This is a genomic window from Terrabacter sp. Soil810, assembly GCF_001429645.1.
Taxonomy (GTDB): domain Bacteria; phylum Actinomycetota; class Actinomycetes; order Actinomycetales; family Dermatophilaceae; genus Terrabacter.
In genome coordinates, this window is sequence record NZ_LMSW01000001.1 from 89,880 (window position 1) to 111,551 (window position 21,672).

General features: G+C 71.9%; 20 protein-coding genes and 1 pseudogene. 4 read left to right on the plus strand and 17 right to left on the minus strand.

The features are described from left to right. Positions 1 to 68: 68 nt before the first annotated feature. The 4 genes from purB to ASG96_RS00390 all read right to left on the minus strand — a co-directional run bounded on the left by purB (position 69) and on the right by ASG96_RS00390 (position 3,786). Positions 69 to 1,481, minus strand: coding sequence for an adenylosuccinate lyase (gene purB, locus ASG96_RS00375; RefSeq protein ID WP_057585898.1), 1,413 nt, complete (start codon positions 1,479 to 1,481; stop codon positions 69 to 71). A gap of 96 nt (positions 1,482 to 1,577) precedes the next feature. Beyond that, positions 1,578 to 2,372, minus strand: coding sequence for a VOC family protein (locus ASG96_RS00380; protein ID WP_056755806.1), 795 nt, complete (start codon positions 2,370 to 2,372; stop codon positions 1,578 to 1,580). A 72-nt stretch (positions 2,373 to 2,444) separates the two neighbouring features. Continuing rightward, positions 2,445 to 3,215 carry a VOC family protein gene (locus ASG96_RS00385; RefSeq protein WP_082591537.1) on the minus strand — a complete coding sequence of 257 codons (771 nt, stop codon included), beginning with the start codon at positions 3,213 to 3,215 and terminating at the stop codon, positions 2,445 to 2,447. 25 nt (positions 3,216 to 3,240) lie between these two features. Next, a complete protein-coding gene (locus ASG96_RS00390) occupies positions 3,241 to 3,786 on the minus strand; it encodes a low molecular weight protein-tyrosine-phosphatase (RefSeq protein ID WP_056756414.1) in 546 nt (181 codons plus the stop codon). 183 nt (positions 3,787 to 3,969) lie between these two features. On the opposite strand from ASG96_RS00390, the gene ASG96_RS00395 reads away from it, so the two are divergent. Both ASG96_RS00395 and ASG96_RS00400 read left to right on the plus strand, forming a co-directional pair. After that, positions 3,970 to 4,398 carry a nuclear transport factor 2 family protein gene (locus tag ASG96_RS00395; protein WP_057585903.1) on the plus strand — a complete coding sequence of 143 codons (429 nt, stop codon included), beginning with the start codon at positions 3,970 to 3,972 and terminating at the stop codon, positions 4,396 to 4,398. A gap of 9 nt (positions 4,399 to 4,407) precedes the next feature. Beyond that, positions 4,408 to 5,751: an MFS transporter gene (locus tag ASG96_RS00400; protein ID WP_200962633.1), complete on the plus strand. Its 1,344-nt coding sequence runs from the start codon at positions 4,408 to 4,410 to the stop codon at positions 5,749 to 5,751. Positions 5,752 to 5,883: 132 nt separating this feature from the next. On the opposite strand, the gene galE is transcribed toward ASG96_RS00400, so the two are convergent. The 7 genes from galE to ASG96_RS00435 form a co-directional block, all read right to left on the minus strand. Continuing rightward, a complete protein-coding gene (gene galE, locus ASG96_RS00405; protein WP_056755814.1) occupies positions 5,884 to 6,900 on the minus strand; it encodes a UDP-glucose 4-epimerase GalE in 1,017 nt (338 codons plus the stop codon). Positions 6,901 to 6,942: 42 nt separating this feature from the next. Further along, positions 6,943 to 7,839 (minus strand): M56 family metallopeptidase, encoded by an 897-nt coding sequence (locus ASG96_RS00410; protein ID WP_057585905.1) that lies wholly within the window; start codon positions 7,837 to 7,839, stop codon positions 6,943 to 6,945. Positions 7,840 to 7,882: 43 nt separating this feature from the next. Further along, a complete protein-coding gene (locus ASG96_RS00415; RefSeq protein WP_056755820.1) occupies positions 7,883 to 8,296 on the minus strand; it encodes a BlaI/MecI/CopY family transcriptional regulator in 414 nt (137 codons plus the stop codon). Between the two features lie 11 nt (positions 8,297 to 8,307). Next, positions 8,308 to 10,224 (minus strand): thiol reductant ABC exporter subunit CydC, encoded by a 1,917-nt coding sequence (gene cydC / locus ASG96_RS00420; protein WP_082591538.1) that lies wholly within the window; start codon positions 10,222 to 10,224, stop codon positions 8,308 to 8,310. After that, a complete protein-coding gene (gene cydD, locus ASG96_RS00425) occupies positions 10,221 to 11,951 on the minus strand; it encodes a thiol reductant ABC exporter subunit CydD (RefSeq protein WP_057585907.1) in 1,731 nt (576 codons plus the stop codon). Before cydD ends, cydC begins: the two co-directional genes overlap by 4 nt. A gap of 73 nt (positions 11,952 to 12,024) precedes the next feature. Further along, complete coding sequence (gene cydB / locus ASG96_RS00430) at positions 12,025 to 13,074, minus strand: cytochrome d ubiquinol oxidase subunit II (protein ID WP_056755826.1); 1,050 nt, start codon at positions 13,072 to 13,074, stop codon at positions 12,025 to 12,027. Positions 13,075 to 13,090: 16 nt separating this feature from the next. Further along, a complete protein-coding gene (locus tag ASG96_RS00435) occupies positions 13,091 to 14,569 on the minus strand; it encodes a cytochrome ubiquinol oxidase subunit I (RefSeq protein WP_056755827.1) in 1,479 nt (492 codons plus the stop codon). A 196-nt stretch (positions 14,570 to 14,765) separates the two neighbouring features. Here ASG96_RS00435 and ASG96_RS00440 point away from each other — a divergent pair, with 196 nt between their 5' ends. After that, the gene (locus ASG96_RS00440) at positions 14,766 to 15,131 is read left to right on the plus strand and encodes a GntR family transcriptional regulator (RefSeq protein ID WP_057585909.1); all 366 of its coding nucleotides are present in this window, start codon (positions 14,766 to 14,768) and stop codon (positions 15,129 to 15,131) included. 33 nt (positions 15,132 to 15,164) lie between these two features. Here the strand turns inward: ASG96_RS00440 and ASG96_RS00445 are convergent, their stop codons facing one another. After that, positions 15,165 to 15,380: a hypothetical protein gene (locus ASG96_RS00445; RefSeq protein ID WP_057585911.1), complete on the minus strand. Its 216-nt coding sequence runs from the start codon at positions 15,378 to 15,380 to the stop codon at positions 15,165 to 15,167. A gap of 153 nt (positions 15,381 to 15,533) precedes the next feature. Here ASG96_RS00445 and ASG96_RS00450 point away from each other — a divergent pair, with 153 nt between their 5' ends. Further along, on the plus strand, positions 15,534 to 17,591 hold the full coding sequence (locus tag ASG96_RS00450; RefSeq protein ID WP_057585913.1) for a discoidin domain-containing protein: 2,058 nt from the start codon (positions 15,534 to 15,536) through the stop codon (positions 17,589 to 17,591). 51 nt (positions 17,592 to 17,642) lie between these two features. Here the strand turns inward: ASG96_RS00450 and ASG96_RS23915 are convergent, their stop codons facing one another. The 5 genes and pseudogenes from ASG96_RS23915 to ASG96_RS00475 all read right to left on the minus strand — a co-directional run bounded on the left by ASG96_RS23915 (position 17,643) and on the right by ASG96_RS00475 (position 21,670). Beyond that, positions 17,643 to 17,795, minus strand: coding sequence for a hypothetical protein (locus ASG96_RS23915; RefSeq protein WP_235509005.1), 153 nt, complete (start codon positions 17,793 to 17,795; stop codon positions 17,643 to 17,645). 105 nt (positions 17,796 to 17,900) lie between these two features. Continuing rightward, positions 17,901 to 18,104 (minus strand): annotated as a pseudogene (locus ASG96_RS24570) (hypothetical protein); the annotation flags it as partial. Between the two features lie 319 nt (positions 18,105 to 18,423). After that, on the minus strand, positions 18,424 to 19,743 hold the full coding sequence (paaK, locus tag ASG96_RS00465) for a phenylacetate--CoA ligase PaaK (RefSeq protein WP_057585919.1): 1,320 nt from the start codon (positions 19,741 to 19,743) through the stop codon (positions 18,424 to 18,426). A 113-nt stretch (positions 19,744 to 19,856) separates the two neighbouring features. Next, entirely contained in the window at positions 19,857 to 20,726 is an 870-nt protein-coding gene (locus ASG96_RS00470) for an amino acid ABC transporter ATP-binding protein (protein WP_056755850.1), read from the minus strand. Further along, positions 20,726 to 21,670 (minus strand): amino acid ABC transporter permease, encoded by a 945-nt coding sequence (locus ASG96_RS00475; protein ID WP_057585921.1) that lies wholly within the window; start codon positions 21,668 to 21,670, stop codon positions 20,726 to 20,728. The genes ASG96_RS00470 and ASG96_RS00475 overlap by 1 nt, the downstream gene beginning before the upstream one ends. Positions 21,671 to 21,672 lie beyond the last annotated feature (2 nt).

A 21,672-nucleotide genomic window follows, 5' to 3' on the forward strand; every position in this document is an offset into this window, starting at 1 on the left:
TGTCGCGAGGGCTCGGCGACCAATGGTCGTCGGTCGGCGCGTGACCCCCAGCCCCAGGGCGTATGCCGTCAGGCGAGGTAGTCGTCGACGAGGCGGCTCGCCAGCGCCGTGTACGTCTGCGGCGTCAACGCGACGAACCGCGCCTCGACGTCGGCCGGCAGTCCCAGACCGCGGACGAACTCGCGCAGGTCGTCGCCGTTGATCCGGCGCCCCCGGGTCAGCTCCTTGAGCCGCTCGTAGGGCTCCTCCATACCCGGAACCCCCTGTGCGCCAAGGGCCCTCATCGCCGACTGGATGGGCTCGCCGAGCACCTCCCAGTTGGCCTCGAGGTCGGCGGCCATGCGCTCAGGCACGGCGTCGAGACCGGCGAGACCGCGGGCGACGTTGTCGAGCGCGAGCATCGAGTGGCCGAAGGCCGTGCCGATGTTGCGCTGCATGGAGCTGTCCGTGAGGTCGCGCTGGAGACGGCTCTGGACGAGCGTCCCGCCGAGCACGTCGAGCAGGGCGTTGCTCACCTCGAGGTTGGCCTCGGCGTTCTCGAAGCGAATCGGGTTGACCTTGTGCGGCATCGTCGACGACCCCACGGTGCCCTGGCCGCGCACCTGAGCGAAGTAGCCCATCGAGATGTAGGTCCACACGTCGGTGCAGAGGTTGTGCAGGATGCGGTTGAAGCGCGCGACGTCGGCATAGAGCTCGGCCTGCCAGTCGTGGCTCTCGATCTGCGTCGTCAGCGGGTTCCACGTGAGGCCGAGGCCCTCGACGAAGGCGCGCGACACGGCGGGCCAGTCGACGTCGGGCAGCGCGAGGGCGTGGGCGCCGTAGGTGCCGGTGGCGCCGTTGAACTTGCCGAGGTACTCCTGCCGCTCGATGCGGCGCAGCTGCCGGCCGAGGCGGTGGGCGAGGACGGCGAGCTCCTTGCCCATCGTCGTCGGCGTCGCGGGCTGGCCGTGGGTGTGCGCGAGCAGCGGCACGTCCTTGAGGTCGCGCGCCATCCCGGACACCTGCGCGACGAGCGCCCGCGCCTTCGGCAGCCACACCTGCTCGACCGCGCCCTTGACCATGAGGGCGTAGGAGAGGTTGTTGACGTCCTCGCTCGTGCAGCCGAAGTGGATCAGCTCGGCGAGGCCCCGGTCCTCATCGGCGGGAGCGATCGCGGCGAGGCGCTTCTTGAGGAAGTACTCGACGGCCTTGACGTCGTGGACCGTGACCCGCTCGATCTCGCCGAGCTCGGCGACCTCGTCGGTGCCGAAGTCGTCGACGACCGCGCGGAGGGCGGCGATCTCGTCGTCGCTGAGCTTGCGGACCCCCGGCACGACGCCGTGGCTCGTCTGGTGCACCAGCCACTCGATCTCGACGTGCACGCGCTGCCGGTTGAGCGCCGCCTCCGAGAGGTGGTCGACGAGCGGTGCGACGGCGCCGCGGTAGCGACCGTCGAGCGCCCCGAGCGCGATGGGCGGGGTTGCGTCAGCAAGCGAAGCCATGCCCACATCCTCCCAGAGCGCGCGGGGTGGTCCGTATGCCGTCCGCCGCGGTCGGGTGGTCGCGCGCGGTCCCGGCCCGGCGGCATACGCCCTCGGTCAGTCGGTGGCGGCCTGCTCGGGCAGCTGCATGACGGAGAACGTCTCACCCCGGGTGCCGGCGACGAGCGCCATCCGGCCGTAGGGGGTGTCGAAGGGTGGCTGCATGACCGAGCCGCCGAGGGACGTGACCTGCTCGGCCGCCGCGTCGGCGTCGGGCACGGCGAAGTAGACCATCCAGTGCGACGGCACGTCGGCGGGCGCCGCTGCGGGGATGGCGCCGATGCCGCCCACGGGCTTCTCTCCGTCGAGCGTCGCGACGGAGTACTGGAAGCCGCCCTCGCCGATCTCCTCCAGGCGGTAGCCGAAGACGTCGGAGTAGAAGGCCTTGCTCGCCTCGTAGCTGCGGCTCATCGACTCGGCCCAGCAGAGCGCGCCGGGCTCGTCGACGAGGTCGGTGCCCGTGTGCTCCTTGGCCTGCCACAGTCCGTAGGCGGCGCCGGCCGGGTCGGCACCGACGGCGATGCGGCCGACCTGGAGCACGTCCATCGGCCCGAGGAAGAAGACGCCACCGGCCGCCCGGGCGCGCTCCGCCGCGGCGTCGACGTCGTCGGTCGCGAGGTAGACCGTCCACGCGTTGACCTGACCGGCGTCGTCCGGGTTCCTGGCCATCAGGCCGGCGACGACGTGACCGTCCTTGCGCGCCATGACGTAGCCGCCGGCCTCGGGCGGCAGGTCCTCGAAGGTCCAGCCGAAGAGGCTGCCGTAGAAGTCGCGTGCGTGGTCGAGGTCGTCGACCATGACGTCGGCCCAGCAGGGGGTGCCGGGCGCGAACGCCTCCTCGTGGACGGGCATGGGTCCTCCTGTGGTCGTGCCGGTCAAGGCGGCGTCAGGTCGGCGTGAGGGCGGCGTGAGGTCGGTCTCGGGTCAGTCGAGGTCGGGCACGAGGAGCGAGAACACCTCTCCTTCGAGCCCGCTCAGCACGGCGCCGACCCCGTAGGGGCCGTCGAAGGGCCCCTGCAGCAGCGTCGCGCCGAGGTCGAGCGCCCGCGCCAGGCTCGGGACGACGTTGCGGGTGGCGAAGGACGCGACCCAGTGCGGCGGGATCTCGGCCGGCCACTCGCTGTCGATCTCCGCCAGCCCGTAGGCTGGGTTGCCGTCGCCGGTGTGCGCCGTCGCCCAGCGCGGGCCGCCGGGCTCGGTCTCGTCGGTGAACTCGTGTCCGAAGACGCCGAACTGGAAGCCCTGCACCTTGTCGTAGTCGCGGGTCAGCAGCTCGTTCCACGTGAGCGATCCCGGCTCGTCGAGGATGCCGCTGCCCGGGAGGTCGCCCGGCTCCCAGATGCCGAAGTACGAGCCACCGGGGTCGACGGCGATGAGGGTCCGGGACAGGGCGCCGATGGAGACGGGCCGTCCCAGCGTGCGTCCGCCGTAGGCCTCGATGGCGCGTGCGGCGACGTCGATGTCACCGATACGGAGGTAGGTGGTCCACTGGCTGGGGATCGGCGCCGTCTCGGGCTTGCGGCTGATGCCGGCGACGGGGTGGCCGTCGAGGAGCGCCATCGTGTAGCCGCCGGTCGCGGGGTCGCCGGCGAGCCACCGCCAGCCGAAGAGCTCGCTGTAGAACGTCTGGGCGCGTGGGACGTCGCTGACGAGCAGGTCGACCCAGCACGGGGAACCATAGGGATAGTCGGGCACAGTCAGATTCAGGTCTCGCATCGGGTCAGGGGTGCTCCGTGTCGTGCTGGTCGTGCACGCCTGCGGTCAGCCGGCCGTCCAGCTGGTCCCTGACGTGGTGAAGGATGCCACGACACGCCGCCTCCACCTCCGCGAAACACCGGACGAAGTGCTCCTCTCCGCCGTACCACGGGTCGCCGGTCTCGAGGGTGCCCGCGGCGACGGCCTCCGGGTCGAACTCGCGCACGAGCCGGATCTTGCTGCGGTTGCGCGGCGTGCGGGCGAGGCGCTGCAGGGTGCGCACGTGGCCCTCGTCCGAGGCGAGGACGAGGTCGAGGTCGTCGAACTCGTCCGGGTCGAACTCCCGCGCGCGGTGCTGCGACCCGTCGTAGCCGTGCGCGGCGAGGACCTCGACGGTGCGGGGGTCGGCGTGCTCGCCGACGTGCCAGTCGCCGGTGCCGCTCGAGCTGACCCGGACGAGGTCCGAGATGCCGGCGTCGTCGACGAGGCGCTGGAGGATGACGTGACCCATGGGGGACCTGCAGATGTTGCCGCTGCACACGAAGGTGATGTGGAGTGGGCGAGACGACATGCTGCCCATTGAACACCGCGGACACGGCCGCGAGGCCCGAAGCGAGGTCACTCCTCGTCACGGCGTCGAAGTCCTGTCGACGGCGGGCCGACGGGTCGGCCCGAAGGCCCGCCGAACGGAACGGTACGGGGGTTGGCCCTGTGGTCGGTGGGGCTGTCGGTGGCTGGTGGGACGGTGTGACCCATGACGACGACAGCGCACCCGACCGCCGTGGGGGCCGATGCCCCCGAGGCCCTCGAGTCCCGGTTCGCCACCTGCGTCGCCGCGGGTGACCTCGACGGCATCGTGGGGTTGTATGCCGCCGACGCCGTCGTGAGCCTGCCGCGCGGTCGGGAGGCGGCGGGCGCCACCGCCATCCGCTCGGCGTTCGCTGCCGCGTTGGCAGCGGGTGCCCTCGGTGCGGTCGGCGCTCCCGCCGCCGGCGTGACCGCGCGTGCCGTCGTGACCGGTGGTCTTGCCATGACGACGTCGACGACGGGCGACGGCACGGTGCGCACCCAGGTCGCGCGGCGCACGGCCGACGACCGTTGGGTGTGGGTCCGCGACGGCTCACGGCTGCGCGACGTCGAGGCGTGCCTCCCCGCGCCGTCGGGCGAGCTGGCGGTGGCGTAGTTTCGCTCTGTGACCGACGTACCTCCAGGCCCTGAGGCGCCCGCCCCGGCCACGCGTCGATCGCACCTCATCGACCTGACGCCGCTGCGGGTCAGCCCGCCGTTCGCCCGGCTGTGGTTCGGCAACACGCTCGCCGGCATCGGCACGTTCGTCACCAACACGGCCGTCGGCCTGCACATCTACGACCTGACGCGCTCGACGTTCATGGTCTCCCTCGTCGCGTGGTTCTCGCTGCTGCCGATGATCGTCGCCGGCCTCTATGGCGGCGCCATCGCCGACCGCTTCGACCGGCGCGCGGTGGCCCTGTCCGCCTCGACGGTGGCGTGGGCCTCGACCGTGGTCCTAGCGACGATCGTCTGGCTGGGGGCCGAGCAGGTCTGGATGTTCTACGTCATCACCACGGTCAACGCCGTCGCGGCGACCATCGCCTCGGCCACGCGCCAGGCGATCACGCCGCGGCTGCTGCCCCGGGCGCAGCTGCCGAAGGCGGCGGCGCTGCTCGGCATCTCGGCGGGGGTCATGGTGACGGTGGGGCCGGGCATCGCGGGCGTGCTCGTCGCGCGGGCGGGCTACGCCTGGACCTACACCGTCGACGTCGTGCTCTTCTTCGCCGGGTTCTTCGGCCTCTGGACCCTGCCGCGCATCCGACCGGAGGGGGAGCGGCCGACCACCGGCGGGTTCCGCTCGGTCGCCGACGGGCTCGCCCACCTGCGGCGGGCCCCCAACGTTCGGATGAGCTTCATCGTCGACATCATCGCCATGACGTTCGGCCAGCCGATGGTGCTCTTCCCCGCCGTCGGCGCGATCGTCATCGGCGGCGGGCCGGTCACGGCCGGCATCCTGCTCGCGTCGTTCGCCGTCGGCGGGATCGTCTCGAGCCTCGCGTCGGGTCGCGTCACCGGGCTGCGCTGGCAGGGTCTCGCCATCCGCAACGCGATCGTCTCCTACGGCCTCGCCATCCTCGGCTTCGGGATCGTGCTGGCCGTCACCGAGCTCGGCGGCCACGCCGTGCAGTCGATGGACTTCGGCGATGCCAACCTCTGGGCCCTCGGGCTCGCGGCCCTGTGCCTCGCCGTGGCCGGTGGGTCCGACAACATCAGCGCGATCTTCCGGCAGTCGATCCTGCAGGCCGCGGTGCCCGACCACCTGCGCGGCCGCACCCAGGGCGTCTTCACGGTCGTCGTCACGGGCGGCCCGCGACTCGGTCAGATGTTCGCCGGGACGCTCGCGACGCTGACGGCCACGTGGGTGCCGCCCGTCGTGGGCGGCGTCCTCGTCGTCGTCCTCGTCATCGCCTCCGTCGCGCGGGTCACGTCCTTCCGCGACTACGACGCCCTCAACCCCCGCCCCTGACCCACCTCCCCGACCTCCACTCGACGATGACCAGGTGCTCACTCGAGTGGGGTGGTCGGACCGCCGGGTGGGTCGGCGGGTCGGCCGGGGTGGGTCGGCGGGTCGGCCGGGGTGGGTCGGGTGGCGGCGGGGTCAGGCGTCGGGGTAGCCGGTGGGGTTGGCGCTCTGCCACCGCCACTGGTCGACGCACATGTCCTCGATCGTGCGCTCGGCCCGCCAGCCGAGCTCGGCGTGCGCCAGAGACGGGTCGGCGAACGACTCGGGCAGGTCACCCGCGCGTCGACCGACGACCTCGTAGGGCAGCTCGCGACCCACGGCCTGCTCGAACGCGTGCAGCACCTCGAGGACGCTCGTGCCGTGCCCGGTGCCGAGGTTCCACGTCGAGATCGGCTCGTCGACCTGGCTCAGCTTGGCCAGCGCTGCGAGGTGGCCGGCGGCGAGGTCCTCGACGTGGATGTAGTCGCGCAGCGGCGTGCCGTCGGGCGTCGGGTAGTCGTCACCGAAGACGAGCAGCTTGTCGCGGCGGCCGACCGCCACCTGGGCGATGAACGGCATGAGGTTGTTGGGGATGCCCTGAGGGTCCTCGCCGATGGTGCCGCTCGCGTGCGCACCGACCGGGTTGAAGTAGCGCAGCAGCGCGATCCGCAGGTCGGGGTCGGCGGCCGCGACGTCGCGCAGGATCTGCTCGATCATCACCTTCGTCCAGCCGTACGGGTTGGTCGCCGCCGTCGCCATGTCCTCGGTGAGCGGCGGGCTGTTGTGGCCGTAGACCGTGGCCGAGCTGCTGAAGACGAGCTTCGTGACGCCGTGCCGGCGCATCGCGCGCACGAGCGAGAAGGTCGAGACGAGGTTGTTCTCGTAGTACTCGAGGGGCAGCTCGACGCTCTCGCCGACGGCCTTGAGACCGGCGAAGTGGATGACCGCATCGATCTTCTCGTTGGCGAAGAGGTGCTCGGTCTTGTCGTGGTCGCGCAGGTCGAACGAATGCACCTCGAGGTGCGTCCCGGTCAGCGCCTCTAGACGGTTGACCACCGTCGGCTTGCTGTTGCCGAAGTTGTCGACGATGAGCACCTCGTGCCCGGCCGCGACGAGCTGGACCACCGTGTGCGAGCCGATGTAGCCGGCTCCGCCGCTGACGAGTACGCGCATGTCGCCACCCTATCGAGGCGGCTTCCGCGTGACGGGAGGCGCTCAGACGAGGGTCAGCTCGGCGATCGCGCCGAGGTAGAGCGCGAGGGGCGTCACGACGAGGAGGGTCGACACGGCATACATCGTCGCGGCGACGGCGGGGATCGGGAGGCCCGCGATCCGCTCGGCGTCGAGCAGCCCGATGCGAGCGGTGGCGACGCGGGTGCTGTCGGCCATCGCCATGGCACCGGCGGGCTTCGGCCCACCGGCCATGGCGACGATGGCGCGACCGGTGCTGACGGCGCCGGCGTGCCGGACGGCGGCGCGGTCGGCGAGCACCTCGATGAGCAGGTGCACCTCGCGGAGCGCGTCGTCGCAGCGCAGGAAGCCGGGCATCGCCTCGTGCACGACCGTGAAGAACTCCATGACGAGGTCGTGGCGGGCGCCCAGGTGGGCGCGCTCGTGCGCCAGCACCGCGGACAGCTCGTCGGCACCGAGCCGGTCGAGGGTGCCCTGCGTCAGGACGACGCGGCGGCGTACGCCGGGGACGCAGTAGGCCGTCGGGGTCGTGTGCTCGAGGACGCGCATGTGCCGGTCGGCGCCCTCACCCGGGACGCCGAGCAGGTCGACGAGGTCGCGATGGCGGCGACGTGCGGCGCGCAGGTTGCGCCCGACCCGGTCGCCCGAGAGCAGCAGCCGCACGGCGACGACCGCGCTCAGGGCAGCGGCCACGGCCAGCGTGACCCAGTGCTCCGACAGTCGCACCTGCCGGCCGACGAGCAGCGGGATCGCCGCCGGCGCCGCGAGCAGGGCGGCGAGCACCGCGGCGACGGCGGTGGACTGCCACAGCACGAGGGCGGCCCGGGGTGCGCGCCGCAGTGAGGTCGCCCGGGCCAGGACGCGCGGCACCGGCCACGCGAGCAGGACCGCGAGGACGACGAGGGCCGCGACGACGAGCACGGGTCAGCTGGTGCGGGGGTCCGCGGCGGGGGTCATCGGCCGGTCAGCGCTTCGCGGCGTCGGGACGACGGGACTCGAGCTCGGCGAGCGCCGCCTTGAGCTCGTCGATCTCCTCGGGCGTGGACTCGTCGAGGAAGTGGAGCAGCGCGGTGCGTCGCTTGTCGCCGGCGAGCTCGCCGAGCGTGTGGTGCAGCGACTCCGACGTCAGCTCGGCGCGGGTCGACGCGGCGGTGTAGCGCCAGGCGCGGCCGTCGCGCTCGCGGTGGACGAGGTCCTTCTTCGCCATCCGGTCGAGCACCGTCATGAGGGTCGTGTAGGCGAGTCCGCGGTCGACGCCGATCGCGTCGTGGACCTCACGGACCGTGCGTCCCTCGGGGTGGGCGTCCGCGGTGGTCCAGAGCTCTTCCATGACGACGCGCTCGAGGTCGCCGAGACGGTTGCGGGGTGTGCTGGGCATGGCGTTCCAATCTAGCGGCGGCGCCGGTCGGCGCCGTTCGTGCGGTCGTGCGTGTGGTCGGTGCTGTCGTGCAGGTCGGTGCCGCCTGCGGTCGTGGCTGACATCGTCCCCGATGGCCGGCGCACCTCGAGGACCTGGTCGAACAGGTCGGCGCCGTCGTCGCGGTGGGTCACCATGATGATCGTCTGCGCGGGCGCGTTCGTGCCCGCCACCCCTGTCGTACCCGGTGCGCTGCCGAGCCGTGTCAGGTCCTCGACGACGGCGCGGGCCGTGGGCGGGTCGAGGTGGGCCACCGGCTCGTCCAGCAGCACGACGGGGCGCCCGCTGACGTGGGCCCGGGCGATGCCGAGCCGGGCCCGCTCGCCGCCGGAGAGCCCGCGACCGCTGGACCCGAGGGTCGTGTCGAGTCCGTCGGGCAGACCCTCGAGCAGGTCCGTGAGGCCGGCGGCCCGGAGCGCGCGCCCGACCTCGGCGTCGTCCGCGTCGGGACGGGCGAGCGTCAGGTTGTTGCGCAGCGTGGTGGCGAAGACGTGGGTCTCGTCGTCGACGACGGCGATGTGCCCGCGGGTCTCCTCCAGAGGTCGGTGGAGCACGTCGGTCCCCCCGAGCAGGTAGGTCCCGCCCGACGGGTCGAGGTGCCGGGCGAGCACGGCGAGCAGGGTCGACTTGCCGCTGCCGTTCGGCCCGGTGACGGCGACGCGGCTGCCGGCCGGGACGTCGAGGTCGGTCGGGGCGAGGTCGGTGCGGTCGTCGGTCCACGAGGCGGTGAGCGCGCGCGCCCGCACGTCACTGCTGGCGTATGCCGTCTGCTCGGGCCGGGTGCCCGCCGCGCGGTCGTCCGCGTGGCCGGGGTCGTCCCCGGGGGCAGGGGCATCGGCGACGGCCGCCTCGTCGTCGGCGCCGGCAGCCTCGTCGGCGACGGCCGGGGCGAGGTCGAGCAGGGCGTCGATGCGGTGCTCGCTGCCCCGGGCCCGGGCGAGGGCGCGCATGGCGTCGACGAGCGGCGTGACGGCCTCGGACACCGCGACCGGGGTCAGCACGAGCAGCGCCTTGACGGGGGTCGAGACGGCGAGGTCCTGGGCGATGACGGCCGTGGCGGCGACGGCCGCGCCGACGGCGACGAGGAAGAGCGAGGCTGCGACTGCGCGACCCGCGCTGATGCGACGGGTGACCCGGTCGAGCGAGGCGTGGGCTTCGTCGAGCCAGCCGAGCGCCGTGGCCCAGCCGCCGACGGCGCGCAGCTCGCCCGACTGGCTGGCCATGAGCTCGCTGACGCGCGTGACCTCGGCCCGGGCGGCGAGCAGCTCTGGCAGGGAACGGGACTCGAGGTGCGCCGCGAGCGTGCTGATGAGGCACACGGCGACGCCGAGCCCGAGCATGACGAGGCCGACGGGCAGCGACAGCAGCAGCGTGAGCACGATGGCGAGGCCCCCCGCCACGGCCGTCGAGATGACGGGCACCGCGACGCGGACCTGGGCGTCGACGACGTCGGTGAGGTCGTCGACGACCCCGGTGAGCACATCGGACCGGCGCCGGCGACCGAGCCGGGCGGGAGTGAGCGGGACGAGAGCCTCGTAGGCCGACGTGCGCCGCTCGGCGAGCATCGCGAGGGCTGCGTCGTGGCTCGTCAGGCGCTCCCAGTAGCGGAAGACGGGCCGCGCCATGCCGAAGGCGCGGACGGCGACGATGGCGGTGAGCAGGGTGAGGATGACGGGCTGCTCCGAGGCCCGGACGATGAGCCAGCCCGAGGTCGCCGTCAGCGCCATGCCGGACGCCGTGGCGATCCCGCCGAGCAGGCCGCCGCGCACCGTGCCCGCCGACGGCCACCAGACCCGCCCCCGCGCACTCGCGGTTCGAGGTGATGCCGGCACCGACGTGGGGTGCGCGATCACCTCGACACCGTGGTCGGGGATCGGGACGGTGCTCATCGGTCGCCCTCCTCTCCTGCGGGTCGAGGTGATCCCGGCAGCGACGTCGCCCCCGGGATCACCTCGACCGGGGAGGCGAGGACGAGGTGGTGGTCGGCGTGGGCGAGCAGCTCGTCGCGGTGCGTGACGGCGACGACCACGCGGCGCTCGGCGAGCTCGGCGACGACGGCGGCCACGTGCTCGGCACCCTCGGGGTCGAGGTGCGCGGTGGGCTCGTCGAGGAGCAGCAGCGTCTCGGGCGAGAGCCAGGCCCGGGCGAGGGCCAGCCGCTGGCGCTGGCCGGCGGACAGGCCGAAGCCGTCGTCACCGAGATCGGCGGACAGGCCACCGGGGAGGGCCGCGACGACGCCGTCGACCTCGACCGCGCGCAAGGCCTCCCACAGCTGGTCGTCGGTGGCCGGGTGCCCGATCGTCAGGGCCGATCGCACCGGCCCCGTCGCGAGGAACGGCCGCTGCGTCACGTAGTGCGAGGCTGGCGTCTCGACGGTCCCGGAGCCGGGGCTGCGGAGGCCGGCGAGCAGGTCGAGCAGCGTCGACTTGCCCACGCCCGAGGGGCCGGTGACGACCGTGAGGCCGGGCCCGGCCACGAGGTCGAGGTCACGGAGAACCGGAGCCGGCGACCCGGCATACGCGTAGGTGACGCCGGCGACCCGCACCTCGCCGACCCGCCCGCCCGCCGGTGCCACCCCACCGAACGCGGCGTTCGGTCGCGAACGCGTTGTTCTACCAGTGAGTTCGGCATCGAACGCCGCGTTCGGTGCGGGGGTCGAGGAGGACCGGGGTGCGTCGGGCGTGGGCTCGAGCTGGGCGAGGATCGCGTCGAGGGCCACGGCGCCGTCGGCGGCCGCGTGGTACTCGGCCCCGACCCGTCGCACCGGCCAGTAGGCCTCGGGTGCGAGCAGGATCGCGACGAGCCCCGCTCCGAGCGTCATCGAGCCGTGCGACAGACGCAGGCCCACGGTCACGGCGACGATCGCGACGGAGATCGTCGCGAGCAGCTCGAGCGCCGCGGACGACAGGAACGCGATGCGCAGCGTCTCCATCGTCGCGTGCCGGTGCCGGTCGCTGACCTCGCGGATCGTCGCGGCCTGACGGCGTGCCCGGCCGTAGGTGACGAGCGTCGGGAGGCCGCGGACGACGTCGAGGAAGTGCCCGGACAGCGAGGCGAGCGCAGCCCACCGACGCTCGGTCGAGTCGGCGGTCGACGTGCCGATGAGCGCGGCGAAGACGGGCAGGAGCGGCAGTGTCAGCACGACGACGAGGGCGCTCGGCCAGTCGACGACGACGAGCGTCGCGATGGCGAGCACCGGCACGACGGCCGCGGTGACGAGCGTCGGGAGGAAGCGGGCGGCATACGGCTCCACGGCCGCCGTGCCCGCGGTCGCGAGCGAGACGGCCGCTCCCGGCTCGAGGCGTGCGTCCGCGTCGACGGCGCCCCAGCGGCCGAGCAGCGCCGCGCGGAGCGCCGACGACACCGAGACTCCCGCCCACGCGGCGACCCGCTCGGTCGCCGCGGCGAGGACCGCTCGCACGGCGAAGAGTCCGAGCAGCCAGGCGAGCGGCGCCACGAGGTCGGTCCCCTCGACGACCGCGACGACGACCGCGGACAGCGCGAACGCCGTGGCGATCGTCGCCGCACCGCCCGCGACGCCGGTCGCGGCGAGGACGGCGACGGGCTTCCGGGCGGCAGGGACCGCCCGTAGGAGTCGTGGGTCGAAGGGCTTCACCGAAGGTGCACTCTCTCGGCTCGTCGGAGGCGTGGGATGGGTCGGATGGGTCGGGTCGGTCTGGACCGGCGCGTCAGCGGGAGACGGTCTCGCGCGGCGCGTCTTCGGGAATGTGCTTGACGGTCAGGCGCTTCCGGAAGACCCAGTAGGTCCAGCCCTGGTACATCAGGACGATCGGGGTGAAGATCAGCGCGACGATCGTCATGACCTTGAGCGTGTAGTCCGTGCTCGACGCGTTGGCGATGGTCAGGTTCCAGTCGGGGTTGGTCGAGCTGGGCATGACGTTGGGGAACAGCACGAGGAAGTACGTCGCGACCGCCATGGCGATGGTGACGGCCGTGCCGATGAAGGCCCATCCCTCACGACCGACCCGGTTGGCCGCCAGGGCGCCGAGGAGAGCGGCGGCGGCGACCACCGTGGTGACCCACGAGGCGAGCTTGCCATCCGTCAGCCCGAGCCAGAGGAGCAGGGCGACCGCGAGCACCGCGGCGACGACCCCGACGCGCTCGGCGACCTGGCGTGCCTCGTGACGGATCTTCCCGTCGGTCTTGAGGGCGACGAAGATCGCGCCGTGCGTGAGGAACAGCGTCACGAAGACGAGCCCGCCGAGGAGGCCGGCCGGGTTGAGCAGCGTGAAGAGGTTGCCGGTGTACTCCTTGTTCGCGTCGATCGGCACACCGCGCACGATGTTGGTCAGCGCGACGCCCCAGAGGAGTGCGGGCACGAGCGAGCCCCAGAAGATCGCGAGGTCCCAGCGGGCCTTCCACCGAGCCTCGGGCCGCTTGTGGCGGTACTCGAAGCCGAGGTTGCGCACGATGAGGGCGACGAGGATGAGCAGCAGCGGTAGGTAGAAGCCGCTGAACAGCGTGGCATACCAGTGCGGGAAGGCGGCGAAGGTGGCTCCACCGGCGGTGAGCACCCACACCTCGTTGCCGTCCCAGACCGGGCCGATGGTGTTGAGCAGGACGCGGCGGCGCTTCTCGGCGTCGGCGGCGTCGGCCGCGTAGCGCTTGCCGCCGAGGACGGGCATCAGCATGCCGACGCCGAAGTCGAAGCCCTCGAGGACGAGGTAGCCCGTCCAGAGCACGCCGAGGACGATGAACCAGAAGGTGGCGAGATCCATTGCAGCTCAGCCCTTCTCAGTAGGCGAAGACGAGGGGTGCGTCCTCGTCCCGGTCGGCGGGGTCCTGCGGCTCCTCGAAGGGCTCGGCCCCCTTGCGGACGTAGTGCAGGAAGAGCTTGATCTCGACGACGGCGAGCGCGCCGTAGAGGAGCGTGAAGACGACCATCGACGTGATCACCTCGCCCATCGAGACACTCGGCGAGACGCCGTTGGCTGTCGTCATGAGGCCGAAGACGAGCCAGGGCTGGCGGCCGACCTCAGTGAAGATCCAGCCGAAGCTGTTGGCGAACACGGGAAGGAGCGGAGCGGCCACGGCGGCATACGCGAGCCACCTGGCGGTCGGGGTGCGCCCCTTGCGCGTCAGCCAGAGCACGGCGATCGCGATGAGCGCCGTGACGATCCCGAGACCGATCATGAGACGGAACGTCCAGTAGGTGGTCGGGATGTTGGGGACGAAGGCGGTCGCGACGTCGGCCACCCGGGGGTTGCCGCTCGCACCGTACGTCTTGGCGTACTCGGTCTTGAGGTCGTTGATGCCCCGGACGGCGCCCTCGAAGTTGCCGGTCGCGAGGAAGCTCAGCAGGCCGGGGATCTCTATGATCGCGTTGGCGTGCGACCCGTCGAGCGAGCCGACGGTCAGCACCGAGAAGGGAGCGCCGTCACCCGCGGGAACGGACTCGTAGAGTCCCTCGGCTGCCGCCATCTTCATCGGCTGCACCTCGGTCATGATCTTGCCCTGCACGTCGCCGGTGATGGTGACGCCGACCGCGGCGACGAGCGTCAGGACGGCGCCGATGCGCGTGGCCGTGCGGTACATCGGGGCGTCGGTGCGGGCGACGTCCTGCGCGTCGTCGGCGGCCGCCTTGGCCTCGCGGCGCATGAGCCAGAGCGAGACGCCCATGACGACGCCGGCACCGGCCATGTAGGCGGCGAAGATGACGTGCGGGAAGGTGACGAGCTGGACCTTGTTGGTCAGCACCGCGAAGAAGTCGGTCAGCTCCGCGCGGCCGCTCGCGGCGTTGTAGGTGTAGCCGACCGGGTGCTGCATGAACGAGTTGGCGGCGAGGATGAAGTACGCCGACAGCACCGTGCCGATGTGCACGAGCCACATCGTCGTGGCGTGCAGCTTCTCGGGGAGCCGGCCCCAGCCGAAGATCCACAGCCCGAGGAAGGTCGACTCGAGGAAGAAGGCGAGCAGCGCCTCGATGGCCAGCGGCGCCCCGAAGATGTCACCGACGAAGCGCGAGTAGTCGCTCCAGTTCATCCCGAACTGGAACTCCTGCACGATGCCCGTGACGAGCCCGAGCGCGAAGTTGATGAGGAAGAGCTTGCCGAAGAACTTGGCCAGCCTCATCCACTGCGGGTTGTGCGTGCGCACCCAGGCAGTGTGGAAGACGGCGACGATGAGGGACATGCCGATCGTGATCGGCACGAAGAGGAAGTGGTACACGGTGGTGATGGCGAACTGCCACCGTGCCAGGTCCGTTGCATCCATGGGGGCTCCGCGAGGGTCGCACCAGAACTACATGACGTAGTAGATGCTAGCGGGTGGGTTTCTCGGGAGTGGACCCCCTGTCCGGGGATGCGCGTGACACCGGTCACGGGCGGGGGCGTGGACCGCGCCCGCCGGGGCGTCGACACGCGCCCGCGGGGGCGTTGACACGCGGCCGCGGCACTGCGTTACTCACCGGGTGACCGAACTCGACATCGTCGTCGACCCCGCCTCCCACGAGGCCGCCTTCGAGCAGGTGCGCGCGCAGGTGGAGGCGAGCATCCGCGGCGGCCGCCTCCTTCCGGGGGACCGTCTGCCCACCGTGCGGGCGCTCGCTGCCGACCTCGGCCTCGCGACCAACACGGTGGCGCGGGCGTACAAGGAGCTCGAGGCTGCGGGCCTCGTCGAGACGCGCAGCCGCGCCGGGACGGTCGTCGCGTCGGGCGAGCACGCGGTCGAAGCCGCGCTCGGCGTGCTCGCGGCGCGCTACGTCGCGGCAGCCCGGGCGTCCGGCGTCACCGACGCGTCAGCCGTGGAGATCGTCCGCCGCGCCCAGCGCGGCTAGGCCACGACCGAGGGCGTATGCCGGCTGGCCCGGTCAGGCGTGACGGGCAGGCTTGGCGCCGAGCGGGCTCGGGGCCTCCGCGCGGGCCGAACGGGTCGACGGCACGGGCTGGTGCAGGGGGTGCAGGATGCGGGCGACCGTGAGGCGGTGCGAGCGGTCGCGACGGGACGGGCGCGTGCGCGGCGTCGACTGCGTGGTCTGCTCGGGCCAGGCGCCGATGATGCGTGCGGCCTGCGGGGGGATGCCCATGACGTGCTCCTCGTGGCTCGTGTGCTGAGGGGTCGTGGCGGCCCCGACGGTCAGAGGTCAGTGGGGGGGTGGTGATACGTCGGCGCGCGCAGCGCCCTTACCGGTGGTAACTTCGCCGGAATCAGGAGACCCTCACTCCTCGGGGAGGCTTCGATGACGAAGCGCTGGTTCCGGACCATCCGTCGACCCCTGGTCGCCGTCGCGGCAGCTGCCGCGGTCGGGGCGGCAGGCCTGAGCACGGCTGTGGCAGTGGGTGATCCGTACGCGCCAGTCAACCCGCAGAGTCCCGACTCGCAGGTCGACGTCACCGGACCGCCGTTCAGCGGGACGCAGCCCGACGGCACGGTGCGCGGCTACGTCGACGCCCACACCCACCTCATGTCGAACGTCGGCTTCGGGGGCAACATCGTGTGCGGAGCGACCTTCAGCGCGAACGGGATCGCCGACGCGCTGAAGGACTGCGACAACCACTACCCCAACGGCCAGGCCGCGCTCATCGAGAACCTCACCAACAAGGAGGGCGGCAACCCGCTCGCCACGCACGACCCCGTCGGGTGGCCGACGTTCGCGGACTGGCCGAGGTGGAGCAGCCTGACCCACCAGCAGATGTACTACAGGTGGGTCGAGCGGGCCTGGCTCGGTGGCCAGCGGATCATGGTCGCTGACGCGGTCAACAACAACGTGCTCTGCAGCCTGCCGACCCAGGTCAACCGCTACTCGTGCGACGACATGGACACCGTGCGGCGCCAGATCGCCGAGACCAAGAAGCTCGAGGCGTTCGTCGACCAGCAGTACGGCGGCGCGGGCAAGGGCTGGTTCCGGATCGCCTACTCCGCCGACGAGGCCCGCGCCTACGTCGCCCAGGGCAAGCTCGCCGTCATCCTCGGTGTCGAGGTCAGCAACCCCTTCGGCTGCCGGCTCACGCTCGGCGTCCCCGGCTGCACCAAGGCGCAGATCGACGCCGGCCTGACCGAGCTGCACGGGCTCGGGGTGCGCTCGATGTTCCTCTGCCACAAGTTCGACAACGCGCTGTGCGGCGTGCGCTTCGACGAGGGCACGCAGGGTGTCATCGTCAACCTCGGCAACTTCCTCGACACCGGCCAGTGGTGGCAGGTGCAGACGTGCACGGGCGAGCTGCACGACCACACCGTCGCCAACGGCGTCATCCCCAAGGAGCTCGCGCCCTACCTCCCTCTGGGACTCGTCCTGCCGATCTACCCCGAGGGGCCCCACTGCAACCCGCGCGGGCTCTCGTCGCTGGGGGAGTACGCCCTCGCCGGCATGATGCAGCGCGGCATGGTCGTCGAGGTCGACCACATGAGCGTCAAGGCGGCCTCGCGCACCCTCGACCTGCTCGAGGCCGCGAACTACCCGGGCGTCGTCTCGTCGCACTCGTGGATGGACACCCACTTCACCGAGCGCCTCTACCGCCTGGGCGGGTTCGTCACGCAGTACGGCCACGACGCCGACGAGTTCGTCGACACGATGCACACGGACGAGGCGCTGCGGGCGAAGTACCACGTGGGCTACGGCTTCGGCATGGACATGAACGGCTTCGGAGGTACGCCGGCGCCGCGGTCGGGCTCGAACGTGACCTATCCCTTCACCACGCTGGGCGGAGCCCAGGCCGCCCGCCAGGTCACCGGCCAGCGCACGTGGGACTACAACGTCGACGGCGTCCCGCACTACGGGCTCATCCCCGACTGGGTCGAGGACATGCGCCGGATCGGCGGCCAGCAGGTCGTCGACGAGCTGGCCATGGGCGCGGAGTCCTACCTCCGGACGGCCCGCGCCGCCCAGACGTGGTCGCCGCCGACCGACCTCGCGACCGGACGTCCGGCGACGGCCAGCAGCTACCAGTGGGACCTCTTCACCGACCTCCGCGCGCCCCGCGCCGTCGACGGGCGGCGCGACACCCGCTGGGCCAGCGCGTGGAGCGACAACCAGTGGTGGCGGGTCGACCTCGGCTCGGCGCGACAGGTCGGTCGCATCGTCCTCGACTGGGAGTCGGCCTGTGCCCGCGACTACCGCGTCGAGGTCTCGACCGATGGGTCGACCTGGACGACGGTCGCGAGCCGCACCGGCGCCGACGGCGGCCTCGACGTGCTCGCCTTCACCCCGACGACGGCCCGCTACGTCCGTGTCGTCGGCACGAAACGCGCGACGTCGTACGGCTACTCGCTGTGGGAGGTCGGCGTCCAAGCGACCTGACCCGCGCCGGCGAGGGGCAGGCGGCAGGCGGCAGGCGCGACGCGTGGACTGTCAGTCGACGAGGTCGACCTGCCAGTGTTCGTCGTCGCGCAGCCCGGGTGCCGGCCACGCCGGGTCGGGTCGCCACTGCGTCCACTCGTCCCCGAAGGGCCAGTCACGGCGGTCGAAGGACGCGCGCCCGTGCTCGCCGTTGTGCCGGATCATGTCGGCCTGCTCGGCCGAGCACCGACGCTGCTCGACGGCGGCCTCGAGCTCGTCGGCGTCCTTGACGTTGACCGTGCCGTCGGCCTCGATCCAGAGGTCGAGCACGTGGTCACCGGTGAACGTCTCCGTGCCGCGACGCTGGTGGACGGTCTCGAGGTTGACGTACCAGCCTCGAACTCCCAGCGGTCGTAGGCCGCCGGGTCGGCCGGGTCCGTCGGCGCACCGTCGAGGTCGGGCACGTCCCAGAAGAGCCACACCGACCACGGCACCTCGACCGGGGCGATCCGCAGGATGCCGGCGCCGCGCCACCGCGACCGGGCCTGCACGCGCTGGGCGTCGCGGAGGAACCGCTCGCCCATCGGCACGTCACGCAGGTCCGAGCCGTCGGCATACCGCTTGGTCAGCTGCACGGTGCCCGGCGCGAGCCAGGCGACGAGGCCCCGCTCGTCGTCACGGACGACCCGCATCGGGGACGCGGTCTCGGGACGGCCCGGCTCCCACGCGTGGTCGCGGTAGCGCCACATGACGACGTCGCCGGGCACGAGGAAGGGCGCCACCCCCAGCGGGCGGGCACCCTCCGGCGCCGTGACGGCATACGGCTCGAGCACCGGTCCCGTGCCGGTCGTGCTCATGCCTTCGGCCGCTCGTCGACGATGCGGCGCGCCTTGCCGATGGAACGCTCGATCGAGCCGGGCTCGCGCACCTCGACACGGCACGTCGTGCCGATGCGCGCCTTGATCGTCGCCTGCAGCGTCCGCGCGATCTCCTCGGCGGCCCCGGGCTCGAGCCGCGAGAGCGGCTCGACGAGGACCGTCAGCTCGACCATCCGACCCGGCTGGGTCAGGACGCACTGGAAGTACGGCGACAGCCGTGGGTCGGCCAGCACGTGCTCCTCGATCTGGGTCGGGAAGACGTTGACCCCGCGGACGATCATCATGTCGTCGGTGCGCCCGGTGACCTTCTCCATCCGGCGCATCGACGGCACGGCCGTGCCCGGCAGCAGGCGGGTCAGGTCGCGCGTCCGGTAGCGGATCACCGGCATCGCCTGCTTGGTCAGCGACGTCAAGACGAGCTCGCCGACCTCGCCGTCGGGCAGGACCTCCTCGGTGATCGGGTCGATGATCTCCGGGTAGAAGTGGTCCTCCCAGATGTGCAGGCCGTCCTTCGTCGTCGCGGCCTCCTGGGCGACGCCGGGGCCCATGACCTCCGACAGGCCGTAGATGTCGACGGCGTCCATGCCCGTGCGGCGCTCGATCTCGCGGCGCATCGACTCGGTCCACGGCTCGGCGCCGAAGATCCCGACCTCCAGGCTCGTCGCTGCCGGGTCGATGCCCTCGCGCTCCATCTCGTCGAGCAGGCTGAGGAAGTAGCTCGGCGTCACCATGATGACGCGCGGCTGGAAGTCGCGGATCAGCTGCACCTGCCGCTCGGTCATGCCGCCGCTCACCGGGACGACGGTCGCGCCGAGCCGCTCGACGCCGTAGTGCGCGCCGAGGCCGCCGGTGAAGAGGCCGTAGCCGTAGGCGACGTGGATGACATCGCCGGGGTGGCCGCCGGCGAGGCGGATCGAGCGGGCCATGAGGTCGGCCCACGTGTCGATGTCGGCCTTCGTGTAGCCCACCACGGTGGGGCGTCCGGTGGTCCCCGAGCTCGCGTGCACGCGTACGACCTGCTCGCGCGGCACGGCGAACATCCCGAAGGGATAGTTGGCGCGCAGGTCCGCCTTGGTCGTGAACGGCATCCGCCTGACGTCGTCGAGCGACCGCAGGTCGTCGGGGTGGAACCCGTTGGCGTCGAAGGCGTCCCGGTAGTGCGGGACGTTGTCGTATGCCGCCCGCACCGTCCGCTGCAGACGCTCGAGCTGGGTGCCGCGCAGCTCGTCGACCCCCAGGGTCGGGATCTCGTGGTCCGGCAGTGCCGGGCGGCTCGCGGGTGACTCCGTCGTCATGACCCCATTCTGCCCACACCGCGGGCACCCGCCCGCCGGGCGCCTCCCCGCAACGTCGAGTGGGCACGTCCTCCAGGGGAGAACGTGCCCACTCGACGTGAGGAGCGGGAGGCTCAGGCGTCGGGAGCGTCCAGCTCGTCGGCGTCGGCGCGTGCCTCGTCGTGCTCGGTGCGCATCCGCTTGAGGAACGACTTCGTGCGCTCGTGCTGCGGGTTGCTGATGACGTCCTTCGGCTTGCCCTCCTCGACGACGACGCCGCCGTCCATGAAGACGACGTGGTCGGCGACGTCACGGGCGAAGCCCATCTCGTGCGTCACGACGATCATCGTCATGCCCTGGTCGGCGAGCTCGCGCATGACGCGGAGCACCTCACCGACGAGCTCCGGGTCGAGCGCGGACGTCGGCTCGTCGAAGAGCATGAGCTTCGGGTCCATCGCGAGCGCCCGGGCGATGGCGACGCGCTGCTGCTGGCCTCCGGAGAGCTGGGCGGGGTAGGCCCTCGGCTTGTCGCCGAGACCGACCTGCTCGAGCAGCTCGAGCGCCCGCACCTTCGCTGCCTTCTTGCCCGTCCCACGCACCTGGACGGGCGCCTCCATGACGTTCTGGAGGGCCGTCATGTGCGGGAAGAGGTTGAAGCGCTGGAAGACCATGCCGATCTCGCGGCGCTGAGTCGCGATCTGCTTGTCGGTGAGGTGGTGCAGCTGCCCGCCGTGGTCGCGGAAGCCCATGAGGTCGCCGTCGACCCAGATGCGGCCGCCGTCGATCTCCTCGAGCTGGTTGATGCAGCGCAGGAACGTCGTCTTGCCCGAGCCCGACGGCCCGAGCAGGCACACGACCTCGCCCCGGTGCACGTCGAGGTCGATGCCCTTGAGCACCTCGGTGCCGTGGAAGCTCTTCATGACGTTGAGGGCCCGCACGAGCGGCTGGTCCTCGCCGGTGCGTGAGCGCGCGTCGGGCCCGGAGGCCGTGGTGGTGTCTGACATCAGGCGCCTCCCGCCCCGGCCGGTCGCGCGAAGCGCTTGTTGGGTGCACCCGTGCCGAAGCCCCGGCCGAAGCGCTTCTCGAGGAAGTACTGCCCGACCATGAGGACCGAGCCGACGATGAGGTACCACGCGGTGACGGCGACGAAGGCCGGCATGATGAGCAGCGTGCGGTTGCCGATCGCGCTCGTCTGGTAGTAGAGCTCGGTGATGACGGGGATCGCCGAGAGCAGCGACGTGTCCTTGACCATGGCGATGGTCTCGTTGCCCGTCGGGGGCACGATGACGCGCATCGCCTGGGGCAGGACGATCCGGCGCATGGCCTGGCCGCGGTTCATGCCGAGGGCCGACGCGGCCTCGGCCTGGCCGCGGTCGACCGACAGGATGCCGGCCCGGGCGATCTCTGCCATGTAGGCCGCCTCGGAGACGCCGAGGCCGATGATGCCGGCGAGCAGCGTGCTCGAGAACTGGTTGACGTTGAGCGTGAAGAAGGTGAAGTCGCTCGACAGCCCCATGAACGAGGCGAGCTGCTGGCCGAAGGGCACACCGAAGTCGAGCCTGTTGTAGAGGAAGCCGACACCGCTGCCGATCATGGCGAGGAGCACGAGTCGCGGGATGCCGCGGAAGAACCACGTGTAGACGAACGAGACGCCGCGCAGGATGGGGTTGTCCGACAGTCGGAGCACGGCGATGATGATGCCGCCGACGATGCCGATGGCCATCGAGCCGACCGTCCCGATGATGGTGCCCTTCCAGAGCCCCTCGATCACCGGCGTCTGCTGCATGATCTCGAGCGCCTTGGTGAAGTTCCAGCGCGGGTTGGTCAGGAACGAGCTGACCAGCATGCCGACGAGCACGAGGATCACGGCGAGCGCGACCCATCGGCCGGGGTGGCGCACCGGCCGGGCGTCGATGACGCCCGGCCGGTCCGAGGTGGTGTCGGTCATCT

Excerpts from the sequence above, each read along its gene's own strand:
- ASG96_RS00390 (WP_056756414.1), bottom strand. The coding sequence starts at position 3,786 with ATGTCGTCTCGCCCACTCCACATCACCTTCGTGTGCAGCGGCAACATC.
- ASG96_RS23915 (WP_235509005.1), bottom strand. The coding sequence starts at position 17,795 with ATGATCCGGCACAACGGCGAGCACGGGCGCGCGTCCTTCGACCGCCGT.
- ASG96_RS00395 (WP_057585903.1), top strand. The coding sequence starts at position 3,970 with ATGACGACGACAGCGCACCCGACCGCCGTGGGGGCCGATGCCCCCGAG.
- ASG96_RS00475 (WP_057585921.1), bottom strand. The coding sequence starts at position 21,670 with ATGACCGACACCACCTCGGACCGGCCGGGCGTCATCGACGCCCGGCCG.
- paaK (WP_057585919.1), bottom strand. The coding sequence starts at position 19,743 with ATGACGACGGAGTCACCCGCGAGCCGCCCGGCACTGCCGGACCACGAG.
- ASG96_RS00415 (WP_056755820.1), bottom strand. The coding sequence starts at position 8,296 with ATGCCCAGCACACCCCGCAACCGTCTCGGCGACCTCGAGCGCGTCGTC.
- ASG96_RS00470 (WP_056755850.1), bottom strand. The coding sequence starts at position 20,726 with ATGTCAGACACCACCACGGCCTCCGGGCCCGACGCGCGCTCACGCACC.
- ASG96_RS00445 (WP_057585911.1), bottom strand. The coding sequence starts at position 15,380 with ATGGGCATCCCCCCGCAGGCCGCACGCATCATCGGCGCCTGGCCCGAG.
- cydB (WP_056755826.1), bottom strand. The coding sequence starts at position 13,074 with ATGGATCTCGCCACCTTCTGGTTCATCGTCCTCGGCGTGCTCTGGACG.
- galE (WP_056755814.1), bottom strand. The coding sequence starts at position 6,900 with ATGCGCGTACTCGTCAGCGGCGGAGCCGGCTACATCGGCTCGCACACG.
- cydC (WP_082591538.1), bottom strand. The coding sequence starts at position 10,224 with ATGAGCACCGTCCCGATCCCCGACCACGGTGTCGAGGTGATCGCGCAC.
- ASG96_RS00380 (WP_056755806.1), bottom strand. The coding sequence starts at position 2,372 with ATGCCCGTCCACGAGGAGGCGTTCGCGCCCGGCACCCCCTGCTGGGCC.
- ASG96_RS00435 (WP_056755827.1), bottom strand. The coding sequence starts at position 14,569 with ATGGATGCAACGGACCTGGCACGGTGGCAGTTCGCCATCACCACCGTG.
- purB (WP_057585898.1), bottom strand. The coding sequence starts at position 1,481 with ATGGCTTCGCTTGCTGACGCAACCCCGCCCATCGCGCTCGGGGCGCTC.
- ASG96_RS00450 (WP_057585913.1), top strand. The coding sequence starts at position 15,534 with ATGACGAAGCGCTGGTTCCGGACCATCCGTCGACCCCTGGTCGCCGTC.